Source organism: Archaeoglobaceae archaeon (genome assembly GCA_038734275.1).
Classification (GTDB): Archaea; Halobacteriota; Archaeoglobi; order Archaeoglobales; family Archaeoglobaceae; genus WYZ-LMO2.
In genome coordinates, this window is the sequence record JAVYOO010000002.1 from 252,506 (window position 1) to 276,357 (window position 23,852).

The following is a 23,852-nucleotide window of genomic DNA, read 5'->3' on the forward strand; positions in this document are numbered from 1 at the left end:
TATGGTTTTTGAGACAAGTATAAAAAATTTAGCTCGTACTTCTGTATTTCCAGAACAGGACTATTGTAAGCAAGAAAATGAGCACCGGAATTACTGATCCGACGAAGTCCGCTCTTTTTTCTATATCAGAAATTATAAAATCTGCTACATCTTTGCTTTCAATTATCAGCCCTATCTCTCTGTTTAGCTTTAAACCAAACATGTTCATATTCGCAGACGTTATCAAAACTCTGTCGTCTGCAATTATAGCCTTACCATGGAGATTTCGAATCTTCTTTACTTCAAATCCCTCCCTTTGAAGAATTTTTGTTTCATCACCGGAATATTCTTCGCTGAGCACTATTGTCACCTCGGCACCATTAGCTTTGGCTTTTTGTATTGCAGAAAGCAATCCGTTCTCATTAAACCAATCTAAACTCATATAGGGAGCTATTATATAAAGTCTCCTTTTAGAAGATTCAACAAAGTCAAACACGGGATTACAGTCTGGCAAAATTAAAAGAGTCGTATTGGCTTCAAATTCGATTTTCTTTCCCTCACCAAAGTTCTTACTAACTGCATTTCCTGAACAGGTTTTATTTGCGGTTAAAAATCTGCTGTCATAATCCAGCAAATTGTTCAGAGCGTTTGCAAATGATTCACTACTAAACTCGACTATGTATCCTTTCTTAGAGAAAACCCAGTTTTCAGTGGTTATAACAACTCTATTATCTTTTAATCCAAACTTGTAATGAAAGTTTCGATAAGGGCCAGAAAGATATTTTGCCTCAAGGCCACACCTGACTCCCGTTTTTGAATCCACAAAGAGCTCTCTGGGTTCAAAATTTGCGAAAAAGTTGTAGCTTGCAATTCTGAAACCCTCAGCCTTAAAATCGGCGGGAGTAATTATAAGCGTTCCTCTAATCCGATCTGACAGACAGCTAAAATTGCTCCAGTCTTCATATCTAAAATCCCACAGCACACTTTTTCTAAAATAGATCAGACCTTCATCGAGAATTTTGATGTCTTTTCCATAGTGAAAACAGTCTTTTTCGTTTTTTGAAACAATACAGATCTTTTCACCATCATTTGACAGTGCAAAATTTTTTGGAAATTCCATGAGTTCTCCTAATGGTTCAAACCTACTGAGAAATTCTGATTTGTTCTTTGTAATTGTATAAAACCCATTTTTAATACTTAATTGTGTCTCATTATCGGTTAAAACACAATCATCGGGGCAATAAACCTTTAAATATTCTGCTCCGTCACTCCCGTATGGATTCGGGCAGATCTCAAGAAGTAAGGCAATGCTAAGAATTGCCAAGAAGTTCATTTCTCAGTTCTCCAATTTTAGCTACCCTTTCAGCAACGACATTATGCTGATGTATGCTTTCTTCGTTTTCCTGCCTTAAAAATACAACCACATCAGCCGGAGCGTTTGGATAGGCTTTAAGAAGTTCGAAAGCCATTTTACGAACACTGTCTTCTACAAACATCGTATTTCTATGGGCTCTTTCCACAACATCAAGCTCATCCTCTCGCTTTAAAATTTCGAATGTTTCATAACTCATACCAGATTTGGCAATTTCGATAAGCTTGGTTATGGAAACTCTAAAGTCATCCTTTACCTGAACCTTTATCGTTGCTCTTCCACGTTGATTGTGAGTAGCTACAGGAACTGCGCTCAATATCTCTTCTATTTTTCCTAAATCAAATCCGAGTTTGTATAACCTTTCTACAGCTTTTGCCTTTATGAGTTCCTGAGCACATGGGCAAGCAGTTATTCCAGTAACTTCTGCACCAACAAAAACTACTTTTTCACCCTTTCTGGAGATGCTGGCATCACTAAAGATTTTTGCAATTTCTTGGGTTCTTTGATTGCTAACAGGGGTATTTTTTCGCATAATTAACTCTGAAGTCATTGAAACTTCTGCTTTTGTGGCATATTCATGTTTTTCAAGCAGTTGCTCTCCTATTTTGATAACAAGCTCTTCGATGTTTCCAATTGGCTGTGATGTCAAATTCTCGAGCACTTCATCCACAACTTCAAAGTTCCTGCTTAAACTCACACCCTTCAGATAAGAAGGTAAATCTACAAAAACGTCAAATGTTGAAATGAGGATAATCGGTCTTTTTTCCTTTCTAACTATCTGTACGAGCTTTTTAATTCCTGTAACACCGACTCTGCTGAGCCCAATTGGAAATTGAGGTTTTAAAAACTGGATATCTGGAAGCATAAACACATTTAACTTGAAAGAATTTCAAAGTTTCGATTTTTGCAAAAGTTTTAAAAATATTCGGGAAAGTTTATACATGGACTTTAAATGTGAGGACCATCTTCGATGTATGCTCAAATGCGCTCTTGATATAAGCTGTTCCGACTTTGAAGTATACATCACACTGTTAAATAAAAACCCAGCCACAATCGAAGAGATATCTGAGAGTTTAAACAGAGATAAAAGCACAGTTTACAAATCTCTTCAAAAATTGCTTGAAAAGGGATTAATAGAAAGAGATTACCGAATTCTTAGAAGTGGAGGATATAGATACCTCTACAAACCAGTGCCATTTCAGAATTTTAAGGAGATCATGATAAGATCTCTTGAAACCTGGGAAAAAAGGCTAAAGGACACGATAACAGCATTGGAGAAAATGGAGCAAGAAAAAATTGAAAAGGCCCTGAATTTAGTCCGCTAAGGTTCGAAGATATATCTCAAATAATGCTTCTCGAGGCTTATTGTCCTTAACTTCTATCCTACCGCCAAAAGTTTCTATAATCCACTTTGCAATGAAAAGCCCCATTCCTGTTCTGTTTGCAGTTGAAAAACCTTTTTCAAATATTTTTGATTTTATCTCATCAGGAATACCTTTACCATCGTCAGAAATTCTGCAAACCGCCCAGTCTCTGTCTTTATAAACCTCAACTGTTACCTTTACATTCTCTCCACCATGGATGAAAGAATTGCTGATTACGTTCTCCAAAACACTCTTTAAACCTTCATTCGCATAAACCATAACATCCTTGAGCTTAGTTTCGATGGGATAACACTTTGCAATTTCTCTAACAATTCCGGCAATGTTGATCGGTTTTTTAATCTCAGTCGCAGACTCCAAATTTCTAACATCCCTTATAAGCTTTGTTATATATTCGATCTTCTCCTGTGCTCGCTTTTTAAGCCCGGGATCGTCAATCTCAAATGCCAACGCGATAGTTGTAAGTGCGTTCGCTATGTCATGCCTTAAAATGCTGTTCAAGATCGAAAGATATTCTGCTCTAAATTTAAGTTCCTCATTGAGCTCGTGAATTTCTGTTGTGTCCAAAGCGGTTGCAGCAACTGCTGGAGCTCCGTTGTAGATTATTCTGGCAGGTCTAACTGTAACCCATTTGACTCTGCCATCCTTGCTAAGGATTCTGAAGCTGTAAGTCTCGATATCTCTTAGTCCACGTTCTCTTTCAAGGTATCTCTGGATTACAAACTCACGATCTTCAGGATGTAGCATGAAAAAGTCTTTTCCGAGAAGTTCTTCTTTTGAATAGCCCGTAAGTTCCTCGAAGGCTTTATTTACATACAAGATCCTTCTGTTTTGCACTATATAAACAGGAGTCAGACTTTCCTCTATAAGCACTCTGTAAAATTCTTCTCGATTTCTAAGTTCATTTTCAAGTTTCTTTAGCCTTGTTATATCTATCCAATTTCCGAGAGCAAAAATTTTTCCATCTATCTCGATCGGATAAGCGAATCCCCAGATCCATCTAATCTCCCCATCTTTGCGAACGTATCTTATTTCGTAAAAAACCGTTTCTCCACTGAAAACTTTTTCGGAGAATTCTTCTGCCTTTTTTCGGTCTTCAGGAAAAGCCAATTGGTAAATCGTCATTTTATAAAGCTCTTCTTTTGAATAAAGTGTCGCTTTTTCTATTATATCGTTCACATAAATGATCCTACCATCTCTGTCCGAAATGTAAACTCCCGCGAGAGTTTTATCCAATATCTCTTTCCAATTTACTTTCATTCGAAATCAGTATATTGATTTGAAAGTGCCTAATAAATTTTTCCATTTCTAATTTAAAAAATATTAAAATTTAGCTAAACAACTCCCCAAAAAGTCCAAGCAAAGAGGGGTTATTTCTAAGAAGCTCGGTGATTATGGCCTGAACGCTCATCTCTTTGATATTCTTTCCAGCTATACTTTTTGCCAAGCTGTTCAAAGTTGAATCATCGAGTTTTAGGAAGAATTCCTGCAGTTTTTTGTTTCTTCTCAACTTCCAGCCAAAGTCAGCCTTCCATAGCTCATCATAGCGTTTCAAAAAGCTTGCAGAAAAGTCTTTTCTGGCAACAGCTTCCGAAGCAACCAAGCCAGCATGATAACCAGCGCTCAAAGCGTTTGCGATTCCTCCACCTGTAATTGGATCCGAGTGATAAGCCGCATCACCGCAGAGCATTATGTTGTCCGCAACAGCAGTGTCGATTTCTCCATACACTGGCACAGCTCCGGCGACAAATTCAACAATCTTACCTTTTATTCCTGCCTTCTCGATGAACCTGTCAAGGTAATGCTTTGCTGCCATTTTAGCAAGTGAGGGTAAAACTCCAATTCCTACGTTCGCTGATCTATCACCTTTTGGAAAAATCCACGCGTAACCGCCGGGAGCCAATTCGTTGCCAAGATAGAAGTAAGTATAGTTCTCGTCTATATCCAGCCCGCTCATCAAATACTGAGCACAGCTCTCGATTTCACTAATCTTGAGCGTTTTTATAATGCCCGCCATTCTACCAATTTTGCTCTCAACCCCATCCGCCCCTATGAGAAGTTTCGTCTCGACTTCCCACTCCTCTCCAAGTCTTCGCAGTTTCACCCTTAAGCCATTCTGTGTTCTTTCAAATCCTAATGCAGTTGTCTTCACAACGACTTCCGCCCCGGCCTTTGCAGCAAGTCTTGCAAGATGCCTATCAAAGATCTTTCTCTCGAGAACGAAACCAACTTCATTTCCCGCCATTTCTTCAGCCATTACAACTTCTGTGCCGTCAGGAGTGTAGATCTTCGCTCCAATTACTTCAGCTGCAATCCACTTCTTGTCGATTTCAACGAAACGCTTCAGCGATTCTTTGCTTATTCCCTCTGCACATCTCACTGGAGTGCCTATCTCCTGCCTTTTCTCAATCAGGAGCACATTAAGCCCCTTCTCTGCTGCTGTCTTTGCAGCCATGCTTCCCGCAGGTCCTGCGCCAACAACTACGACGTCGAACATGCTACACCTCCGCTAAGCTTAAAGCACCCATTGGACAGGTTTTAACGCAGATTCCACAGCCATTGCAGTTTTCATTGATCTCGAGATAAGTTTCAATAAGCTCATTCGCATTCAGATTGCATACCGCAACGCATGCTCCACAATAAGCGCATTTTCTACGATCTACTACTGCTCTTTTTGGCATAAAAAAAGTATGGGTTTTGAATATGATTTTTACCCTTTGCTCCTAAGCCTGCCGATCTTGCTGAATACAAAATAGCAAAGCCCACAGCCTACGAAAGTTGCCCACCACCAGTTACCCCAGCCCCATTGAGCAACTGTGTAAACGTAATAGCCTCCCAAAGCAGTCATTGCAAATCCGTAAAGCATGCAGGCTATTGCGCCAAGCTTATGAGCTCCTTTCCAGAACAGCGAGACAGCGAGAGTGTAGAAGAATATACAGCCAAGTCCGACTGCAGCACCAGCCATCAGATAAGCCAGAAGATCTGGTGGGCGTAGAATTACCCAGGTGATTGGAATTAAGCTGAAGAATATCGTTAGAATTCTTGCAGTGTTTAAGAGAGCCTTATCGCTAAGATTTGGTTTTAAAAGCTGAATTAGATCTCTTGTAAGACTACCAGACATTACAAGAACCATTCCTGCGAGCGTTGAGATTGCTGCAGCAAATACTGCTGCAACGTAGAATCCAGATATTGGGGCTCCAAGAGACAATGCTACCATTGGTCCCGCAGCATCCTGCTTCGCAGCGGCGATGTTGAAAAGCTCCGCCCCAAACATTGCCCTCGCTGATAAACCGGTAAGCAGATTAAACCATGGGGTCGAAGCGGTTATGAACACAACAAGAGTCATAATCGTTAGATCTCTCTTTGTGATCTTCCTTAATCCTATGAAGCGTGCAACGTTATGCGGGAATCCAACTGCCATTGTAACGAATAGCCCAAGAGTTGCGGTAAGCCCAATAAGATCCGCAGCAAATTGCAGATTCGGTTTCGCACTCAAATCTGCCCTTAAAGGTTCTACAAGCTTTGGATCTTGCTGAGCCAAAGCCAAGTTCAAACCTTCTACACCCCCAAGCGTTGCAAGAGCCAATAAGCTGAGTAGAGTGCAAGCAAATGCTATAAAAAGCCCCTGAATTGCAAGTGCCCACTGAGTTCCAGTGTAACCGCCAACAGCCATGTAGACTGCCATCACAATTGCAGAAACGAATATCGATAGCTCCCATGGCGTGCCAGTGACAATGTGCCAAGCGGTTGCAGCTGCCTTGTATTGCCCCACAGAATAAACGACCATTAGAACAACGTAGATTACGCACGCTAAAGCGGCAACGCCTTTGCTATTGTAAATTGCTCCAACAAGCTGTGGAACTGTTGTTGCCTTCATCTGTTCGAATCTGTTTCTTAGCTTTGGTCCGAAGACTGCAACAGTAGGAATTATGCCAACAAGAGTCCAGACACCCGCCAACCACATTCCGGACCATCCAAAAGTGTAAACGATGCCCATAAGTCCCAAGCAAGCCCAACCACTCAGCCATGTTGCGGTCAATGCAAGCCCAGTAACGACTGGACCGAAGTTTCTGCTTCCCGCAAGCCATGTATTGAAAGTTTCGCTCTTCTTTTTAGACATGAAACCTACTGCAACGCTAACACCAAGCAAAAGCACAAGAAAAACTGTAGAAGAGGTAAAATCCATACTACTCGGTTGAGGCAACATTTTATCCCTCCGGCTTGCTCAAAGCCAAGCTTAGTGCTGTGACTACGATGCTTAACAAGACAACCAATAGGAAACACGTCCACGCATCGAACATGTGTTCACTGAAAAAAAAGGGAATTTAAGTTTTATGCTACACATAGCCAAGACACTAAAATTTTTTTGTAAAATCCAATAAGCTAAACGTCAAAATCCGATAGATTTTTATTTTTTAACTCGTGAATTTTAGTGATGAAAGCGGTTATTATGGCTGGTGGGTATGCTACACGACTCTGGCCAATCACCAAAACAAGAGCGAAGCCTCTGCTACCTTTGGGAAGCAAAAAAATCATAGATTTTGTATATGAGAAGCTAATCGATTTCGATATCCCGATCATTCTTTCAACCAACAAGAGATTTGAAGAAGAATTCAGAAGTTGGTGTAAAGGTAAAAAAGTTGAAATCATTGCCGAAAATACGAGAAATGAAGAAGAAAAGCTCGGTGCTGTTAGGGCACTAGCTGAGATTGCGAAAGAGATAAAAGAAGACCTGCTTGTCGTTGCTGGTGATAATGTTTTTACATTTTCAATAAAAGATTTTTATAAAAAATTTGAATCTATAAGAAAGCCCATGATAGCCTTATACGATGTTGGTGATTTTGAACTTGCTAAAAGATATGGAGTTGCAGAAATGGAAGGAGATAGAGTTGTAAAATTTTACGAGAAACCAGAAAAACCACCTTCAACACTTATCGGCATAGGTCTGTATCTACTTCCAAGAAGCAGTGTTGAAATTCTACTCGAATACGTTAGAAATACCAAGAGAAGCGACAATCTTGGAGATTTCATAAGTTATTTATGCACAAAAGAGAACGTTTACGGTTATTCTTTTAATGGAAGCTGGTATGATGTTGGCAATCCGGATTCGTATCTCGAAGCTTTCAAAACATATACAGATCACTACGTTGACAGATCTGCGGAAATCGATAAATCCGTAAAGGTTATCGAGCCTGTTGTAATTGGGAAAGGTGCTAAGATCACAGGAAGGAGCATAATTGGCCCATACACTTTCATAGGGGAAAATTGCAGAATAGAGTCTTCAGATGTGAGCGAAAGCATAGTGTTTGAAAACACCACTCTCTCGAGAGTTAAACTTTGGAGAAGCATTGTGGATGATAAATGCGAAATTCGAAATATACAGCTCGTTGGCTCAATCATTGGCGGTAATGCAAAGATCCAAGGAGGATGAAAGCCTTAATTCTGGATGGCTACGTTGACGAACCTTCTTGCTTGGGGGTTCCACCTTTCGTTTCGCCATATCCAAGGTTCTTATACGGTCTGCTAAAGCACGCTGGAATTTCTGCAATTTACACGACAATTGACAGCTTCAGAGAGGACTATAAACTAAAAGATGAAATAAAAAACTTCGATTTACTGCTAATAATCGCAGGAATTGCTGTGCCCGGAAAATATCTTGGCGGAAAGCCCCTAAGCAAAAATGAAATCTTTTCACTGAACTTGGCTAAAAGAAATATTCTTTTAGGACCAATTTACCTTGAATTATCAAGGCCGGACATTACAAAGCTTGAGGATGCTTCGATTGAAGTCATTGAATTCCCCTTTGAAGAGCGAATTTGCGAACTTTTTGGTTTGAAACCCGAGTTCGATAAATTTTTAATAGCCGGTGCAGATGTTGTGAGACAGCATCCGGAATTTCCAAGTATTATATGTGAGATTGAGACATACAGAGGTTGTTATTGGGCTAAGTGTTCGTTTTGCATAGAGAGATTTCAAAAGTTCCGGATGAGAGATCCAAGAGCTGTTGTTTCGGAGATAAAAGCATTATACGATGCCGGAGTTCGATATTTCCGCTTAGGGAAGCAAACCGATTTCTTTACCTATTTAGCAGATTTCAAATACGACGTTCCTAAGCCTAATCCCGATGCATTAAAGCAATTTCATAGTGCTATCTGGAATAACTGTCCGAGAATAAAAACTCTGCATTTGGACAATGTAAATCCAAAAACGATTGCAGAATACCCGGAAGAGTCCAAAGAAATCATCAAAACAATTGCTACCTATCATACCCCTGGAAACGTGGCTGCTTTTGGCTTAGAAAGTGCAGATGAGAAGGTCATTAAAAAGAATGCTCTCTGCGCAACTCCTGAAGAGGTTATGAAGGCAATAGAGCTCATGAACAGATTTGGAGCAGCTCCTGGGTATAACGGACTACCTCTCCTGTTACCGGGCCTAAATTTTGTTATAGGTCTAAAAGGAGAAACTAAAGAGACTTTTGAAGCAAATTTTGAATTTCTAAAGGAAGTTCTGAAAAAGGGGCTTCTTTTGAGAAGAATAAACATAAGACAGGTAAAGATCTTTCCTGGGACTCCAATGGAGAAAGAGGGATATGGAAAACTGATTAAACATAAGCAATACTTTAACTTTTTTAAAAACAGGGTTCGTGAAGAGATTGACAACCTTATGCTCCGAAGGATTTTGCCAAAAGGCAGAAAGATTACAGATCTTAAAGTTGAAATCGAAGGAAAGATAAGCTTTGCAAGACAAATAGCTACTTATCCAATACTTGTAGGACTAATTGGGGAGTATAGAAAGGGAACTTTTTTAGATGCAAGAGTTGTGGATTATGGTTATAGAAGCGTCACAGCGGTTGAGAGTCCGTTAAATGTAAATAATGCCAGGCCAGATCAGTTAAAAGCGTTGATCGGTGCAAAATACTTGGAAATTTTGAAAAGAAGACCTTTCAGAAATTTAGAAGAGATTGATAAAATAGTTGAGGAAGCTAAATTGTTTTTTGTTGTAGAATAATAAAACCAAGATCGCAGAGTTGTGAAGTGATATGATTAAAACATAAATAAAAAAAATGGTAAATCGAAAAAGCTATAAGCGGGGAGATCAATGAAAGAGAAGGTGATCAAATGAATATATTTAACAATCTTCTTAACAGCACAGCTTTATTTAAAAATAGAGATGTTCTAAGGCATAGCTACACTCCGGAGAACTTGCCACACCGTGAAGAACAGATACAACAGCTTGTAGAGCTTCTTTCACCTCTTTTAAAGGGAGGAATTCCCTCGAACATCTTTATTTATGGCAAAACTGGCACGGGGAAAACTGCGACTGTAAAATTTGTAATAAAAAATCTTGAAGAGATCAGTCAAAAGGTTAACGCAAAAATAGTGGTTTTTTACCTGAACTGTGAGATAATCGATACTGCCTATCGGGTTCTCGCAACAATCGCGAGAAGGCTTGGGAAAAATGTGCCAATGACGGGTTGGCCAACCGATCAGGTGTATGAAGAAGTAAAGAATGCAATAGAATCCAACGACATAAGGATGGTAATCGTCCTCGACGAGATTGACAAACTCGTAAAAAGAGCTGAAGAAGCCTTGTATAGTCTTACAAGAATAAATTCAGACCTAAGCACTGGAAGAGTTTCATTAATTGGCATTTCGAATAATCTAAAGTTTAAGAGCTTCTTAGATGCGAGAATTTTGAGTTCACTTAGCGAAGAAGAACTCGTTTTTCCGCCTTACAATGCAGAACAACTTGAAGATATACTGAAGCAGAGAGCTGAACTTGCATTCGTTGAAGGTGCACTCGAAGATGGAGTGATTCAGCTGTGTAGCGCTATTGCAGCACAGGAGCATGGAGATGCAAGAAAAGCGCTTGATCTTCTAAGAGTGAGTGCAGAAATAGCTGAAAGAGAAAAAGACAATAAGGTAAGAATAAAGCATGTAAGAAAGGCAGTCAAAAAGATTGAAACAGACTACATGATCGAAACTGTCCGGACCTTACCGCTCCACACAAAGATACTACTTTACAGCATGACTCTTTTAGCCGAAAATTCTGACAAATTCACCACGGGAGAAGTTTACTGCATTTACAAAAAATTATGTGGAAAAGTCTGTATCGAAGCTTTAACTCAGCGCAGAGTCAGTGATCTGCTTGCAGAACTTGATTCTCTCGGAATTATAAACTCAATAGTTGTGTCAAAGGGGAGATATGGAAGGACAAGAGAGATAAAGATAGAATCGGACATAGAAGCGCTTAAAAAGGCACTTGAGGAGGACTACAGGCTACAAGAGCTCAAAAAATTCGAAGAAGAGACGAAAAAACTCCTAAAATTAGGTGTCTTTGATATCTAATTTTGTAGAAAAGTTTAAATATTGCTGTGTAAGAGTAGGTAAAATTAAAAGTGAGGTGTTAGATTTGAAGGAATTTGGATTTGGAAAACCGCCAGTAAAAGTTGGAGATGTTCGAGAAGTTAAGATTGAGGCAGTTGGTAGTGAAGGAGATGGAATAGCGAAGATAGAAGGTTTCGTAGTTTTCGTGCCCGGAGCTAAAATGAACGACAACGTAAAAATAAGAATTACGAAGGTTCTAAAAAAATATGGGTTTGCAGAAATAGTGGAGTAACTAAAGCTTTTTAACTAAATCTTCAATTTGAGCTATAAGCCCTTTTATTTTTTCTATATCTGTTTTGAGCTGTTCAATCTTGTCATATCCCTCGTCTTTAACCATTGCACCATATTGCGTAGGCACTATTATTCCGGATTGTTCCAGAACTCTCAAAGAGTAACGAACCCGATGTTTTGGCATGTTTAGCAGATCTGATAGCTTAAATATTCCTATTGGCTGTTTTTCCATCACTGCCTTTAAAACTTCCAGATGTCTAACTACTATCTCCGCCTCTGATATGAGTTTGCTAAACACCATAACTATGATCATCATTTTGGGTATATAAGCCTTATGCTATTCAGGAGATTAGAGATGGGCCGGAGTTAGTCGTAGTGATCGAAATCGATCTTAAAATCACTCACATCTATTTTTGTATAACCAAGACGATCCTTTATTATAAAATATGCCATTTCAGGTGGAATTGCTCCAACTTCTGTTATTATGACATCTATAAACTCTCTCGGCGTAACGTCGAAAGCAGGATTCCTTACCTTAATTCCCAAATCGAGTAGTTCTTTCGGAGCGACTTCTTCTGCAGGTCTCTCCTCAATCAAAACAAGATCCCCCAATAAAGTTTTAGGACTGAATTTGTATGTTTCTGCAGCGACGATGAATGGCACTCTCGCTTCTTTAGCGCACAGTGCAATCTGAGAAGTTCCAATTTTATTTACAAGGGCACCATTTGCGGTTATTGTGTCCGCCCCAACTATTACGCAATCCACCTCATTTATAAAGTATCTAACCGCAGAGTCAACTATCAATGTGACATCTATTCCCGCTTCTCTTAGTTGTTTTGCGGTTATATGCCCCTGCCATCGCGGCCTTGATTCAGTTGCAAAGACCTCTATTCTTTTCCCAACCTCATGAGCTTTCTTTATCACAGCAACTGCCGTGGAGGAGTTGCAGTGAGTTAAAATCGTGGAATTATCTTTAATTCTCTTTTCTCCGATTTCTGCAATTCTTTTTTGAGCATTTTCAACCCAGCTGATGAACTCTTCTGCTCTCCTGACAAGATCCGCTCTTTTTTCTTCAATACTTTCACCGCTGTATTGCATAATGTAGTTAATTGCATTGAAAAGGCTAATTGCAGTTGGTCGAGTGTTTAGAAGTATTTTTGATGCTCTTAGCATTTCGTCATCGAAGTTCTCCTTAACACCCAGAGCGTAGTCTCTCATAATCTCTGCGGCGAACTTGGCAATTCTTGAAGCGCCCCGAACTTCCATGGACTTTATTTTTTGTGCTGCCATCCATGGATCCATGTTTTGGTCTCTGTAAAACTCTTTAAATATCTTTGGTCTCAATTACTCTGTGGAAATCTGTATCGTTCATTACGGAGAAATAGGGATTAAGGGTTCCAATAGAGCATTTTTTGAGAAGAGACTCGTCCAAAATATCTGCAGATTTGCAAAAGCAAAGAGAAGATTTGGATGGATTGAGGTTGAATACTACAGTGGCATTGAGGAGAAGTTGAAGAAAATTCCGGGGATAAGATACTTTGGTGTAGGCTATAAAACTGAGCTCGATATGTCTGCAATCGAATCTGCTGTTTTAAAAACGCTTCCGGATAATTTCAATTCTTTTAAAATTTCGGCTTCGAGAAGAAACAAAAAATTTCCACTTACTTCCGTCGAAATAAACAGGGAACTTGGGAAAGTAGTGGTTGAAAAAACAGGTAAAAAGGTAGATCTTGAAAAACCCGATGTCACGGTATGGGTTGAGATCTGTGAAAATTATGCACTTGTATACTCCAAAAGATATGACGGTATCGGGGGACTTCCGGTTGGGAGTGCTGGAAAAGTTGTCTCTCTCGTTTCCGGAGGAATTGATAGCCCTGTAGCGAGCTTTCTTGCTATGAAACGGGGTTGTGAAGTTGTTGTTGTCCACTTTTTCAATAGAACCATACATTCCCCCGATGTGAGAAAAAAGATTTTAATGCTGGCCAAAAAGCTTGCAGAGTATCAAGGTGATTTGAAACTTTATATGATTCCATTTGAAGGCGTTCAGATGGAGATAATCCGAATCGTTCCTCCCAAGCTCCGAATGGTGGTTTACAGAAGGAGTATGATGAGGATGGCAAATATGATTGCTGAAAAAGAGAGAGCCAAGGCCATAGTAACGGGAGATAACATTTCTCAAGTAGCAAGCCAGACACTCGATAATCTGAACGTTATTTACTCAGCATCACGACTTGCAGTTCTTTCACCACTCTTGGGCTTCGACAAGGAAGAGATAATTTCGCTCGCAAAGAGAATTGGAACATACGAGATCTCAATCCTGCCCTATGAGGATTGCTGTTCGCTAATGGTTGCGAAGCATCCTGAAACAAGAGCAAAAAAGGAGATTGTGGAAGAATTCGAGGAATTCGAAGAACTAGAAAAAAATGCGGTGGAAAATGGAGAAATAATCGAGATTCACTCGTAAACCTTTTCCCACTCTTTATACCAGTCCATCGCATCTTTTTCGTAATCTCTATCCTTCGATGGTAGCCCAAGAAGTTCGTAGGCTTCGTGCTGAATCAGCACTTTCATGATCTCGTTGCTCCCAGTCCAAATAAGTCCCAAACGAAGATCTCTGAGCATTCTTTCAATTGGATAAACCTGCGTATAACCTATTCCACCAAGAATCTGCATAGCTTTATTCACGACGTCCCACGCAACCTCTGTAGCGAAGAGCTTGGCCTCGCTTACGAGTCTGCGGGGATCAAGCTTCGATTTACCCGCATCAAACGCATCAACAGCTCTTGCTGCGTTGTAAACAAGCGCTCTTGCTGCATCCAGTTTTGCTAAAGCTTCTGCAACCATAAAGTTTACGCCCTGAAATTCCCTTATCTTTCTGCCAAACGCCTTTCTCTTCTCCGAATATTTCATTGCAATTTCCAAGGCTGCTCTAACTCCAAGCGATCCCGCAGCAGAAGTGAGCCTTTCAGGAATCATCATTCTATTGAATATCTGCCTCGCGTTGTTAACCTCACCAAGGACATATTCTTTTGGAATTTCAATGTCTTTGAAAACTATTCTTGCTGTTCCCATACCACGAAAGCCCATCAGGTTGTAAAGTTCCTCGATTTCAACCCCTCGATCCCTTTCCACAATAAAGGCGGTTAAAGCCCTATGACTTGGTGCATTCGGATCAGTTCTTGCGTAGATCAAATAAAAGTCCGCCACTTTGCCACCTGCTATGAACCTCTTCGAACCATTCAAAACCCACACATTACCCCTCTTTTCAGCCTTCGTAGTCGTGCCAAAGAAGTCGCTTCCGCCTCTTGGTTCCGTTAGACCTTCAGCGGAGATCTTTTTACCTCTTATTATCGGTTTTAAAAACTCTTCTTTCTGCCATTCATTGCCAAATCTATAAAGTGCCTCCCCAACAATGCTTACCATCGAATACGCACAGCCTATGCCCATTCCGAGGACTCCTATTTCTTCAAGGGCAACGCTTTCAGCAGTCCATGTCATTCCCTTGCCTCCATACTCCTCAGGGAATCTCAAACCCAAAAGTCCTTTTTCTGCACAGGCTTTAATAAACTCGTAGGGATAATCAACCTCATTTCTATCCATTTTACGAATTAGTTCTGGATCAATGGTCGCTACGAACTCCTTTACCTTCTCTCGAAGCTTCACTTCTTCTTCACTCAGCAAGAAATCATTTTCGAGCATACACTCACCGCTTTAACTTCTGTATAACTCTACTTAAATTTTACGTTTACGTTAATGTCATTTATAAGATGGAAATATTTTTATGTTTTGCCGACTTTTTAGCTTTAATGCCAAGAAAAACTCGACAAAAAGAGAAGGAAACTTACACAATTTCCGAACTTGCTAAAGAATTCGAGATTAGCACAAGAACAATAAGATACTACGAGGAACTTGGTCTTCTTTCGCCACAAAGAACATCGGGAAATCAGAGAATTTTTACTAAAAAGGACAGAGCAAGACTTAAGCTGATTCTGCGTGGAAAAAAGCTTGGATTCAGCCTCAACGAAATAAAAGAAATGATAGAAATGTATGATGTTGCTGGAGAGACTGAGCAGATAAAGCTAACACTAAAATATGGAGAGAGAAAGCTTAAAGAAATTGAAGAGAAAATTCGGGATCTTGAAATGCTCAGGGAAGATTTGCTTGCAATTAGGGAGATTTTGCTGAAAAGATTGCAAGAATTGGAAAATGGGCAAAAAAGTTATAAAGTCGAAAAACAGTAAAATAAGGTGGAAAATATATCTTTATTGCTAAAAACGCTAATAGTTGGTATTGCTTACGTTTTGACAGTGATTACCACTGCAATATTCGGTAAAATCCTTGGAGCTGTTCCTCCAGTAAATGAATTCAATTTTCTGGAGATTTTAGTTCTCTTGTTCGTTGGAGGAACTCTTATCGCTTCAGTGATGATCCCGATACAATCAATTCCAGTAAAAAGCAGAGAAAGATTTCTGGTGAACTTTCTCGTGATTTACATGCTCTCATATCTAATTGGCGCACCAGAAATAGCGATATATACAAATTACGAGATTAATTACCAGCTCTTTCTACTCTTAGAGCAATTTTTTGTTGGCTTTACAATTGCATTCCTAATCACGATCCTTTTCAAACCCAAGGAAGTCAATTCAAAAATTTCGGTAGAAATAAAGCGATACTTTTTGTCAAGAGGTCGAAAGGATTGGATTTTCAGGTTCTCATTGACATCCCTACTTTTCCCACCGATTTACTTCTTTTTTGGATACATTTTTACCCCAATCACCGCAAGCTATTACATAAATTCCCCACTTGGATTGAAAATTCCAGAAATTGGAGTAATAATCCCCATTGAGATCTTACGTGGATTTATCTATAACTTAACTTTTATTCCTTTACTGGCTTTGTTAAAGATGCAGATTTTGAGGCTTGGCTTCTACTTTAGCCTACTGCTTGCTGTAATCGGTGCGATTGTGCCACTAATGGTAGCAGTAACTTGGCCTTTGGAACTGCGTTTTGGACATGCAATCGAAATGACCCTCGATAGTTTCGCTCAAGGATTTATGATTTCTCTGCTTCTTCACAAAAATTGATAGATCATGCAACTTTTTTTGCAACAATAACCCTATAATCCTCTCCAAATACATCCAATATTTCAAACCCAACGTCTTTTAGCTTTGACAAATACTCATCAAACGCAACGTCGCCCTCAAACGTATAAGCCTTAAAACCCTTTTTTAAACTCTCAAACCCCCAAAGATTCCATTCCAGATCCTCAATCGTAAAGCCTTCTCTTGGGAAGAACTGTCTGTTTACGTAGATTCCACCCAAGTTTAGCGCTTTATGAATTTTTGGAATTAACTCAGCACGCTTTCCTCCAGGATTAAAAGATGAAAAGACCACATCGTAGCCATTGCCAAGATCGTCTTTAAAAAAGTCTCCTTCAGCAAAATTTACCCTTTTAGCGTCGAAATTCTTGAGAAACTCTTTAGCAGATTTTACAACTTCTGGAAGGTCAAAAACTGTTGCTTCAAGCTTTTCGTTAAGCAAGGTAAAAGCATAAGCATATAATCCATGCCCTCCGCCAAGATCAAGGAGTCTCTTAGCTTTCCGAAACTCTCTATATTCTGCAATCTTGAAGACTATCTTCAAATCCTTCAGAAGGGACATTCTGCCTAAATAAATGATTCTTTTCTTGAAGAACTCGTTTTCTTTTCTTTTGCTCTCTCCTCTTAAAAATTTTTCAAGATTTAGCCAAGTTGAGATCTCTTCACGTTTCTCGTCGAATAACTGGATAATCGAGTAAGATGAATCGGATGTTAGAAAATTCTTGGATAGCTCTGAAAGGCTGAACTTACCGCTGTCCTCTATAAGCAAATTTTTAAACTTAAATAACTCGCAAATAGCTTCAACAACTTTTAAGTTCAGATTTAGCTCATTCGAAATCTCTTCAACGCTTTTCGGCTTCTTGAGCAAATCAAAAAATCCCATTCGCAGGCAGTTATCTATCAAAGCAAAGGTCTTAAAGTCTTCAAGCATAAGCAGATCTCTTAACCATTCTGAATTTAATCTTAACACTTCAAGCATACCAATACCTATAGCAAGAATTAAAAAACCTTACTTAGATGACGTCTTTCAATCTATCCACTTCTCGAACAGCCTCCTCCAATATTTCTTTTTCTATTAAAACAGCAAGCTTTTCCTTTCCCTCTTCTTTCAAAATTTTTATAAATCTAAAAAAGTCTTTAATTATTGCTCTCGCCTTCTCAGGCTCATTCAAGGCCATTACCATTCCAAGAATTCTTCCCAGCGTTAAAACACCAAAGATCAACTCTTTCTCTTTATAAATCTTGCAAAGCTCTTCAATTATTTTCCCGTCATCAAGCTTTTTCGAGAGCAATTCAGTCACCGCTGCCATTATTTCTCCCGCCTGTTTGGCTGAAAGGCCAAGTTGTCTGTATAGGGGTTCCATAAAGATACTAAATGTTTTGTAAAAAGTAATTTTGCCTTTGAATTCAGTTATAGTCTTTATCGACAAGCTTTAATTATTTTAGAAATTCCAATTCCCCAGCACAAAAGCTGTGAAAAGCTTTTATTCACAAATCCGAACGCTTTCCATGTATCAAAAGGTCAAACCACCTGAGGATGGAGAAAAGATAAAATACGAGAACGGAAAGCTCATAGTGCCTGATAACCCGATAATACCGTTCTTTAAAGGAGATGGGATCGGAGTCGATGTAGTTCCAGCGGCGATAAGGGTTCTGGATGAGGCTACAGAACTAACTGGAAAAAACATTTGTTGGTTTGAAGTTTACGCTGGCGAAGAGGCTTTCAAACTTTACGGAAATTACTTACCCGAAGACACTCTCAACGCGATAAGAGAGTTCAGGGTCGCTCTGAAAGGTCCACTCACAACACCAGTAGCAGGAGGATATAGAAGTCTAAACGTCGCACTAAGGCAGATTCTCGACCTATATGCCAACGTTCGACCAGTTTATCACCTAAAAGGCATTCCAAGCCCAATAAAAAATCCAGAGAAGATTAACTTTGTGATATTCAGAGAGGCAACTGAAGACGTTTATGCAGGAATTGAGTGGCAAAAAGGTAGTAAAGAAGCTTTAAGACTGATAGAATTACTTGAAAAGGAATTTGGAGTCAAGATTAGAAAGGATTCTGGAATAGGTATAAAGCCAATAAGTGAATTCGCTACCAAGAGACTTGTAAGGATGGCAATACGATACGCCATCGAAAACAACAGGAAAAGTGTCACTCTCGTGCATAAAGGAAATATAATGAAATACACAGAGGGTTCCTTTAGAGATTGGGGCTACGAAGTTGCAACCCAGGAGTTCTCCGACTACTGCATAACAGAAGATGATCTAAACAGCAAATTCGACGGTAAACAACCTCCTGGAAAAATCGTAGTTAAAGACAGAATTGCGGATAACATGTTCCAGCAAATACTTCTGAGAAGTGAGGAATACGACGTTATAGCTCTCCCAAATTTAAATGGGGATTATTTGAGCGAGACCGCAGCAGCACTCGTTGGTGGTGTAGGAATCGCTCCCGGAAGCAACATAGGAGACGGAATAGCTGTCTTCGAACCAATTCACGGTTCTGCTCCAAAATATGCCGGTCAGAACAAAGTTAATCCAACTGCGCAAATACTTTCCGGAGCCCTGATGTTCGAATATCTTGGATGGAAAAAAGAAAGTGAAATGATAAAAAGAGCCGTGGTCATGACTATAGAAGAGGGTATTGTAACATACGATCTCCACCGCCAAATCGGAGGAAAGCTGGTTGGAACGAGAGAGTTTGCTGAAGCAGTAATTAATAACCTACATACACTATGATCCAGATATATGGAGCCGGAATGGCCGGAACTTATCTTTACAAACTTTTAACAAATAACGGGATCAAGGCAAATATATTTGACGTTAGAAAAACTCCTGACTGTAGATGTGCCTGGGCCTTTGCTTATACTGAGGCAAAAGAACTATACTCAAAGATTGGTATAAATTTCGACAACTACGTCCTTGTTAGACCCAAAAAAATAGTCGTCAACGGACTTGAGCTAAGAAATAGAGGCGTTGTTACTGCAGATAAGCTTGCACTGCTTTCAGATCTTTGGAAGGATGTCGAGTTCAGAGAATCGGAATCAGAGTTGATTGTCGACGCTACTGGCTCAAAAAGAGCATTTTTACCAAAAATTCAGCAGGACAGATTTGTCTACACACTTCAGTTTATTGAAAACCATGAAAAAGATGAAAATATTTTTATAAATTTCGAAAGACATGGTTATGCTTGGGCATTTCCTCTCGGCGACGATTGGCATATCGGTGCAGGAAGTGTTTATCCAGAAAAAGTTCCTTATCTGATTCAAAAACTCCGTGAACGTTTCGATTTCGCAGAGAAGGGATCAAAGTGCAGTTGTAAAGCGGAGCTGAGAATGCTACCACCATCAAGATGCAGACCGTTTGTCTATGGAAAGGTTGTTGGAGTTGGAGAAGCCATAGGCTGTGTTAGTGGTGCCGGAGAAGGGAACGTCCCTGCTCTAAAATCTGCTTTGATTCTCTCTGAATGTCTAAAAAACCTTGAAAATTACGAGAAAAGAATTTTAGATGAATTTAGCTGGATAGAAAGGGAGCAAAAATTTGTGGACAGTGCAATTAAAGGTTTGCCAGCATTTCATTTGCTACCCAAAATAATAGCTCTGGAGCGAAAAAGACTTGTGGAGCACTCTCTAATTGACTTTTTGCGAATATTTATATGAAAAAGTTCAAAAGATTCAAGTTCTCATATAAAGAAACGAACACTACAATTCTTACCGAAGACGTGGAATTCTACAAAGTGGCTGTAAAAGCAATTCTGGAAGCAAGAAGCGAAATCGAGGAGTATATTAGACTTAACCCGGATTTTTTAATAAGCTACGAACCTTTAAATTGCCCCAAATGCACTGGAAAAAAAATTATCCGAAATATGTGTTATTCTGCAAGACTTGCAAACGTAGGCCCAATGGCATCTGTTGCTGGAGCAATTGCGCAATTTGCAGTGGATAAGATGATAGATGCGGGTGCTAATGTTGCAGTAGTCGATAATGGTGGTGACATTGCAATTTATTCGGATGAAGAACTAAAAGTAGGAATCTATCCATCAAAGTTCGCCCTCTTAATACCTCCAAGTGAGAAAATAGCCATTTGCACTTCAAGTGGAAAAATAGGGCCTTCTGTAAGCTTTGGATGGGCAGATTGTGCAACGATCATAGCGGAAAATGCCTGCATAGCAGATGCCTTTGCCACTGCACTTGGCAATGCTGTAAAAACTTCGGAAAAAGAAGATATAAAGAAAATTCTTTCAGACTTTTATTTCAAGAACCGGGAGTATATAAAGGGTGCAATCGTGGTAATAGATGAAATTTTAGCTTTTGCTGGAGAAATTCCAAAAATTGTCAGTGCAGAATTCAAGGAAGACCTGATAACTAAACCGCCTTCCAGAGATTGAAGCGCAAAATTTAAATTTGTATTGGGGGCTAAGCTTATTCTATGGCGGTGAAAATCATCATGTGCCCATCTTGCGGTGAGGAAGTTGAGATCTCCGATCTATATGAGGGTGTAGAGATTAATTGCAAGTCCTGCGGATGTCTAATGATCTATCAGCAGGGTAAACTACTGCTCTTGGACACAAATGAGGAATTCGATCTCGAAGATCTGGAAAGCTATGAAGAAGAAGAAATAGAAGAGGAGGAAGAAGAAGAGGAAGAATTCTACTACGATGAAGAATACTGATGTATTTTTTTAATGTATTTGGCTGGAATTTCCTTCGCTAAAGCGATTAAATCGTTTGCCTTTAAAATTCTTATTCCATCTATTTTTGCCTGTTTTGCATCTATTTCGAAAACTATTGGCTTCTTTGTTCTCAAACCTGCTACCTCAAGACTTTTTTCGATTGTAGTTGATAAGTGAACATAAGTCTGATTTACAGGCTTTATACCGATTTCAAGCATCCTGCTTGCCTCTTCTTCGCTTGTTCCATAGTAGAGAGTGTCCTCCTCAGCTTCAGGCATATCGCTTAATTTAACTTCGATGCTGTGTCCATATCTTGCCCTGATCTTATCTCCCTTAAGTTCATACCTCTTCTTTTCATCACTGTAAATCATAGCCTTTAGCACCCACTTGTTTGCCCAAGGATATCTTCTGCTAACAACTCTTGCCAAAGCTTCAAAGCTTACCCAACCGTTCTCATCGATTTTCAAATCAAATTTCTGAGGAAAGTGTCTTAAAAGTCCTGAAACAAACTTTCCCAGTTTCTCTACTTTTTCTTTGCTAAGCACAAGTTCCCCTTTTGCACCACACGAACAAATTTCTCCCCGATAAAACCCATGAGATGGGCAAAATCTTATCTCTTCCATTTTTACCACTGCCTCTTTCTCATTTTTATCTTCTTACCCGAAACCCGAACTATCCCCGCTTTTTCAAGCGATCTCACAATTAGGTCAAAGATCTCTTCACAATTTATTAATATTTCTTCATTCTCCTCCTCAATCAATCCACTGCTAAGTTCTCTTAATTTCTCGAGATCTTCTGTCTTTTCGATATTTAATATTATGTTCGAGATTACGCCAAGAAGACTTCCAAGCTCTTTGTTTTCAACCTCTTCTCCAAGTAGACTTATAACGTCAACATAAAGCTCCCAAACTGGGAAGAAGTGAATCGTCGTTAGCTTTTTGCTTCCATCACTCGCTTCATCAACAGTTATAATGACTTCAGGATCTTCTGGAAGATTACCTCGAATGAATTCCCCAATTTCAATTCCATTTCTAAGCAAAAAGAAAGTTAATTCATCTAAAATAACCCTTATCCTTATCGCATTCTCTGCTGAGGAAATAAGCTCTTCAGCACTTAAACCCCCTTCTATGAACTTTTTTGCAGTTTCGTAGCTTTCAGGTGCTTCTTTGCTTAAAAATTTATCCATAAATTCATTATAACTGATCCTCTCATCCTTTAAAATCCCTCTTAGAATTTGAATCCATCTTTCCCATCTTTCCAGTTCTTTGGCGTATTTTTCCCCAGCAGGATTCTTTCTAAGCTCACTCAGTTTTCCCCGTAGGATAAATTGCTCTTCCTCCTCAAGTTCTACGATCTCTCTAATTTCTACCTTTGCTCCCAAACTTCTCAGCTCAGAAGCTATTTTGAGCAATTCCTCTTTATTTTCTGAAGTTGCCAATCTTAGCCACACTGCTGAAGTTTATGAATTAATTTTAAATCTTTTGCTCTACAAAGAAAAAATGATATAGCTGACCAGCATTAAGGGACTCTATGTTTGAGATCTCGGAAAGAATGAAAAAGATCCCACCGTATCTTTTTGCAGAAATAGACGCGATGAAAAGGAAAAAGATTGCTGAGGGGGTTAAAGTTATCGATTTAGGAGTTGGGGATCCGGATCTACCAACTCCAAAACATGTGGTTTCCGCGATGCAAAAAGCAGTTGAAAGAGTTGAGAGACAGAAATATCCAAGCTACGAAGGTATGCTGGAGTTTCGTGAAAGCGTTTCAGAGTTCTACAAAAGAAGGAAAGGAGTTGACTTAGATCCAAATAAGGAAATAATCGCTTTAATAGGCTCAAAAGAGGGAATTGCTCACTTACCACTTGCCTTTGTCAATGAAAACGAATACGTTCTTGTTCCGGATCCAGGGTATCCAGTGTATTATGCCTCAACTGTCATGGCCGGAGGAAGACCTTTCTTCATTCCTCTTCATGAGGAGAATAGATTTTTACCGAATTTGGATTCAATACCCAGCGAAGTCACAAAAAGAACCAAAATTATGTTCTTAAACTACCCAAACAACCCAACAGCAGCAATAGCAGACAAGGAATTCATAAAAACTGCAATAGACTTTTGCATTGATAACAAGATCATCTTGGCTCACGACTATGCTTACGGTGAAATAGGGCTCGATAGCTATCGCCCCATAAGCTTCTTGGAATTTGAGGATGCCTTTGAGGTGACTATAGAGTTCAACTCTCTTTCAAAAACCTACAACATGACAGGATGGCGAATTGGATTTGCGTGTGGTAACGAGGAAATTTTAAAGGGGCTGTTAAAGGTCAAAACAAATGTAGATAGCGGTGTCTTTGAAGCCGTGCAAGAAGCAGGGATAGCAGCGTTAAGAGGGGATGATAAGATTATAGAAGAAAACTGCAGAATCTATACTGAGAGGAGAGATATTCTCGTAGAAGGGTTGAAGAAATTAGGATTTAAAGTACAGAAACCCCTTGCAACGTTCTACGTATGGTGCAAAGTCAATGGAAGTAGCATAGAATTTGTAAAAAGAATCCTTGATGGTGCGGGTATTGTTGCAACCCCGGGCATCGGTTTTGGAAAACACGGAGAGGGCTATGTTAGATTTGCACTAACAAGAAGCAAAGAATTAATCGCAGAAGCCGTAAAACGGCTGGAAAAATTATTTTAAAATGAATTATATCCAAGATTAATTTTATAAATCCTGAGTA

General features: G+C 39.5%; 26 protein-coding genes. 13 read left to right on the plus strand and 13 right to left on the minus strand.

Annotated features, from left to right (window positions below; translation table 11 throughout):
* Positions 1–28 precede the first annotated feature (28 nt).
* On the minus strand, positions 29–1,312 hold the full coding sequence (locus QXI54_03950) for a phospholipase D-like domain-containing protein (protein MEM0302307.1): 1,284 nt from the start codon (positions 1,310–1,312) through the stop codon (positions 29–31).
* On the minus strand, positions 1,290–2,216 hold the full coding sequence (mptA, locus tag QXI54_03955) for a GTP cyclohydrolase MptA (GenBank protein MEM0302308.1): 927 nt from the start codon (positions 2,214–2,216) through the stop codon (positions 1,290–1,292). Before mptA ends, QXI54_03950 begins: the two co-directional genes overlap by 23 nt.
* 76 nt (positions 2,217–2,292) lie before the next feature.
* On the opposite strand from mptA, the gene QXI54_03960 reads away from it, so the two are divergent.
* Positions 2,293–2,676 carry a helix-turn-helix domain-containing protein gene (locus QXI54_03960; GenBank protein ID MEM0302309.1) on the plus strand — a complete coding sequence of 128 codons (384 nt, stop codon included), beginning with the start codon at positions 2,293–2,295 and terminating at the stop codon, positions 2,674–2,676.
* Here QXI54_03960 and QXI54_03965 read toward each other — a convergent pair.
* The 4 genes from QXI54_03965 to QXI54_03980 form a co-directional block, all read right to left on the minus strand.
* On the minus strand, positions 2,665–3,993 hold the full coding sequence (locus tag QXI54_03965; protein MEM0302310.1) for a PAS domain S-box protein: 1,329 nt from the start codon (positions 3,991–3,993) through the stop codon (positions 2,665–2,667). The two genes, QXI54_03960 and QXI54_03965, sit on opposite strands and share 12 nt — an antisense overlap.
* 70 nt (positions 3,994–4,063) lie before the next feature.
* Positions 4,064–5,230, minus strand: coding sequence for an NAD(P)/FAD-dependent oxidoreductase (locus tag QXI54_03970; protein MEM0302311.1), 1,167 nt, complete (start codon positions 5,228–5,230; stop codon positions 4,064–4,066).
* A gap of 1 nt (position 5,231) precedes the next feature.
* Positions 5,232–5,414 (minus strand): 4Fe-4S binding protein, encoded by a 183-nt coding sequence (locus QXI54_03975; protein ID MEM0302312.1) that lies wholly within the window; start codon positions 5,412–5,414, stop codon positions 5,232–5,234.
* Between the two features lie 29 nt (positions 5,415–5,443).
* Positions 5,444–6,919: a hypothetical protein gene (locus QXI54_03980; GenBank protein ID MEM0302313.1), complete on the minus strand. Its 1,476-nt coding sequence runs from the start codon at positions 6,917–6,919 to the stop codon at positions 5,444–5,446.
* 249 nt (positions 6,920–7,168) lie between these two features.
* On the opposite strand from QXI54_03980, the gene QXI54_03985 reads away from it, so the two are divergent.
* The 4 genes from QXI54_03985 (at position 7,169) to QXI54_04000 (ending at position 11,352) form a co-directional block, all read left to right on the plus strand.
* Positions 7,169–8,164, plus strand: a complete 996-nt coding sequence (locus QXI54_03985) for an NDP-sugar synthase (protein ID MEM0302314.1) — start codon at positions 7,169–7,171, stop codon at positions 8,162–8,164.
* Positions 8,161–9,741, plus strand: coding sequence for a radical SAM protein (locus tag QXI54_03990; protein ID MEM0302315.1), 1,581 nt, complete (start codon positions 8,161–8,163; stop codon positions 9,739–9,741). Before QXI54_03985 ends, QXI54_03990 begins: the two co-directional genes overlap by 4 nt.
* 110 nt (positions 9,742–9,851) lie before the next feature.
* Positions 9,852–11,081 (plus strand): ORC1-type DNA replication protein, encoded by a 1,230-nt coding sequence (locus QXI54_03995; GenBank protein MEM0302316.1) that lies wholly within the window; start codon positions 9,852–9,854, stop codon positions 11,079–11,081.
* Between the two features lie 55 nt (positions 11,082–11,136).
* Positions 11,137–11,352, plus strand: a complete 216-nt coding sequence (locus tag QXI54_04000; GenBank protein ID MEM0302317.1) for a TRAM domain-containing protein — start codon at positions 11,137–11,139, stop codon at positions 11,350–11,352.
* Here the strand turns inward: QXI54_04000 and QXI54_04005 are convergent, their stop codons facing one another.
* A complete protein-coding gene (locus QXI54_04005) occupies positions 11,353–11,667 on the minus strand; it encodes a hypothetical protein (protein ID MEM0302318.1) in 315 nt (104 codons plus the stop codon).
* A 50-nt stretch (positions 11,668–11,717) separates the two neighbouring features.
* A complete protein-coding gene (locus tag QXI54_04010; protein ID MEM0302319.1) occupies positions 11,718–12,653 on the minus strand; it encodes a ribose 1,5-bisphosphate isomerase in 936 nt (311 codons plus the stop codon).
* Positions 12,654–12,702: 49 nt separating this feature from the next.
* Here QXI54_04010 and thiI point away from each other — a divergent pair, with 49 nt between their 5' ends.
* Positions 12,703–13,815, plus strand: a complete 1,113-nt coding sequence (thiI, locus tag QXI54_04015) for a tRNA uracil 4-sulfurtransferase ThiI (GenBank protein MEM0302320.1) — start codon at positions 12,703–12,705, stop codon at positions 13,813–13,815.
* Here the strand turns inward: thiI and QXI54_04020 are convergent.
* The gene (locus tag QXI54_04020) at positions 13,806–15,050 is read right to left on the minus strand and encodes an acyl-CoA dehydrogenase family protein (protein MEM0302321.1); all 1,245 of its coding nucleotides are present in this window, start codon (positions 15,048–15,050) and stop codon (positions 13,806–13,808) included. The genes thiI and QXI54_04020 overlap by 10 nt on opposite strands.
* A 107-nt stretch (positions 15,051–15,157) precedes the next feature.
* Here QXI54_04020 and QXI54_04025 point away from each other — a divergent pair, with 107 nt between their 5' ends.
* Together QXI54_04025 and QXI54_04030 are read left to right on the plus strand one after the other, a co-directional pair.
* Positions 15,158–15,592 (plus strand): MerR family DNA-binding transcriptional regulator, encoded by a 435-nt coding sequence (locus tag QXI54_04025; protein ID MEM0302322.1) that lies wholly within the window; start codon positions 15,158–15,160, stop codon positions 15,590–15,592.
* 6 nt (positions 15,593–15,598) lie between these two features.
* Positions 15,599–16,435 (plus strand): hypothetical protein, encoded by an 837-nt coding sequence (locus tag QXI54_04030; protein MEM0302323.1) that lies wholly within the window; start codon positions 15,599–15,601, stop codon positions 16,433–16,435.
* Positions 16,436–16,439: 4 nt separating this feature from the next.
* On the opposite strand, the gene QXI54_04035 is transcribed toward QXI54_04030, so the two are convergent.
* Positions 16,440–17,429, minus strand: a complete 990-nt coding sequence (locus QXI54_04035; GenBank protein MEM0302324.1) for a methyltransferase — start codon at positions 17,427–17,429, stop codon at positions 16,440–16,442.
* Positions 17,430–17,463: 34 nt separating this feature from the next.
* Positions 17,464–17,814 (minus strand): hypothetical protein, encoded by a 351-nt coding sequence (locus tag QXI54_04040; protein ID MEM0302325.1) that lies wholly within the window; start codon positions 17,812–17,814, stop codon positions 17,464–17,466.
* A gap of 145 nt (positions 17,815–17,959) precedes the next feature.
* Between QXI54_04040 and icd the strand changes: the two genes are divergently transcribed.
* The 4 genes from icd to QXI54_04060 are packed head-to-tail and all read left to right on the plus strand — an operon-like array spanning position 17,960 to position 21,127.
* A complete protein-coding gene (gene icd / locus QXI54_04045; protein ID MEM0302326.1) occupies positions 17,960–19,195 on the plus strand; it encodes an isocitrate dehydrogenase (NADP(+)) in 1,236 nt (411 codons plus the stop codon).
* Positions 19,192–20,115, plus strand: a complete 924-nt coding sequence (locus tag QXI54_04050; GenBank protein MEM0302327.1) for an NAD(P)/FAD-dependent oxidoreductase — start codon at positions 19,192–19,194, stop codon at positions 20,113–20,115. The genes icd and QXI54_04050 overlap by 4 nt, the downstream gene beginning before the upstream one ends.
* Positions 20,112–20,843, plus strand: coding sequence for a UPF0280 family protein (locus QXI54_04055; protein MEM0302328.1), 732 nt, complete (start codon positions 20,112–20,114; stop codon positions 20,841–20,843). Before QXI54_04050 ends, QXI54_04055 begins: the two co-directional genes overlap by 4 nt.
* 41 nt (positions 20,844–20,884) lie before the next feature.
* Positions 20,885–21,127, plus strand: a complete 243-nt coding sequence (locus QXI54_04060; GenBank protein MEM0302329.1) for a hypothetical protein — start codon at positions 20,885–20,887, stop codon at positions 21,125–21,127.
* Here QXI54_04060 and QXI54_04065 read toward each other — a convergent pair.
* Both QXI54_04065 and QXI54_04070 read right to left on the minus strand, forming a co-directional pair.
* Positions 21,109–21,750: an RNA 2'-phosphotransferase gene (locus QXI54_04065; GenBank protein MEM0302330.1), complete on the minus strand. Its 642-nt coding sequence runs from the start codon at positions 21,748–21,750 to the stop codon at positions 21,109–21,111. The genes QXI54_04060 and QXI54_04065 overlap by 19 nt on opposite strands.
* Positions 21,751–21,752: 2 nt before the next feature.
* The gene (locus QXI54_04070) at positions 21,753–22,577 is read right to left on the minus strand and encodes a hypothetical protein (protein ID MEM0302331.1); all 825 of its coding nucleotides are present in this window, start codon (positions 22,575–22,577) and stop codon (positions 21,753–21,755) included.
* Positions 22,578–22,657: 80 nt separating this feature from the next.
* Between QXI54_04070 and QXI54_04075 the strand changes: the two genes are divergently transcribed.
* Entirely contained in the window at positions 22,658–23,812 is a 1,155-nt protein-coding gene (locus QXI54_04075) for an LL-diaminopimelate aminotransferase (GenBank protein MEM0302332.1), read from the plus strand.
* Positions 23,813–23,852 lie beyond the last annotated feature (40 nt).

Coding starts and splice junctions, on each gene's coding strand:
- QXI54_04035 (MEM0302324.1), bottom strand. CDS start 17,429: ATGCTTGAAGTGTTAAGATTAAATTCAGAATGGTTAAGAGATCTGCTT.
- QXI54_03980 (MEM0302313.1), bottom strand. CDS start 6,919: ATGGATTTTACCTCTTCTACAGTTTTTCTTGTGCTTTTGCTTGGTGTT.
- QXI54_04040 (MEM0302325.1), bottom strand. CDS start 17,814: ATGGAACCCCTATACAGACAACTTGGCCTTTCAGCCAAACAGGCGGGA.
- QXI54_03985 (MEM0302314.1), top strand. CDS start 7,169: ATGAAAGCGGTTATTATGGCTGGTGGGTATGCTACACGACTCTGGCCA.
- QXI54_04025 (MEM0302322.1), top strand. CDS start 15,158: ATGCCAAGAAAAACTCGACAAAAAGAGAAGGAAACTTACACAATTTCC.
- QXI54_04005 (MEM0302318.1), bottom strand. CDS start 11,667: ATGATGATCATAGTTATGGTGTTTAGCAAACTCATATCAGAGGCGGAG.
- QXI54_03965 (MEM0302310.1), bottom strand. CDS start 3,993: ATGAAAGTAAATTGGAAAGAGATATTGGATAAAACTCTCGCGGGAGTT.
- QXI54_03990 (MEM0302315.1), top strand. CDS start 8,161: ATGAAAGCCTTAATTCTGGATGGCTACGTTGACGAACCTTCTTGCTTG.
- icd (MEM0302326.1), top strand. CDS start 17,960: ATGTATCAAAAGGTCAAACCACCTGAGGATGGAGAAAAGATAAAATAC.
- QXI54_04065 (MEM0302330.1), bottom strand. CDS start 21,750: ATGGAAGAGATAAGATTTTGCCCATCTCATGGGTTTTATCGGGGAGAA.
- QXI54_04050 (MEM0302327.1), top strand. CDS start 19,192: ATGATCCAGATATATGGAGCCGGAATGGCCGGAACTTATCTTTACAAA.
- mptA (MEM0302308.1), bottom strand. CDS start 2,216: ATGCTTCCAGATATCCAGTTTTTAAAACCTCAATTTCCAATTGGGCTC.
- QXI54_03950 (MEM0302307.1), bottom strand. CDS start 1,312: ATGAACTTCTTGGCAATTCTTAGCATTGCCTTACTTCTTGAGATCTGC.
- QXI54_03975 (MEM0302312.1), bottom strand. CDS start 5,414: ATGCCAAAAAGAGCAGTAGTAGATCGTAGAAAATGCGCTTATTGTGGA.
- QXI54_04075 (MEM0302332.1), top strand. CDS start 22,658: ATGTTTGAGATCTCGGAAAGAATGAAAAAGATCCCACCGTATCTTTTT.
- QXI54_04060 (MEM0302329.1), top strand. CDS start 20,885: ATGGCGGTGAAAATCATCATGTGCCCATCTTGCGGTGAGGAAGTTGAG.
- QXI54_03970 (MEM0302311.1), bottom strand. CDS start 5,230: ATGTTCGACGTCGTAGTTGTTGGCGCAGGACCTGCGGGAAGCATGGCT.
- QXI54_04020 (MEM0302321.1), bottom strand. CDS start 15,050: ATGCTCGAAAATGATTTCTTGCTGAGTGAAGAAGAAGTGAAGCTTCGA.
- QXI54_03995 (MEM0302316.1), top strand. CDS start 9,852: ATGAATATATTTAACAATCTTCTTAACAGCACAGCTTTATTTAAAAAT.
- QXI54_04055 (MEM0302328.1), top strand. CDS start 20,112: ATGAAAAAGTTCAAAAGATTCAAGTTCTCATATAAAGAAACGAACACT.
- QXI54_04010 (MEM0302319.1), bottom strand. CDS start 12,653: ATGGATCCATGGATGGCAGCACAAAAAATAAAGTCCATGGAAGTTCGG.
- QXI54_03960 (MEM0302309.1), top strand. CDS start 2,293: ATGGACTTTAAATGTGAGGACCATCTTCGATGTATGCTCAAATGCGCT.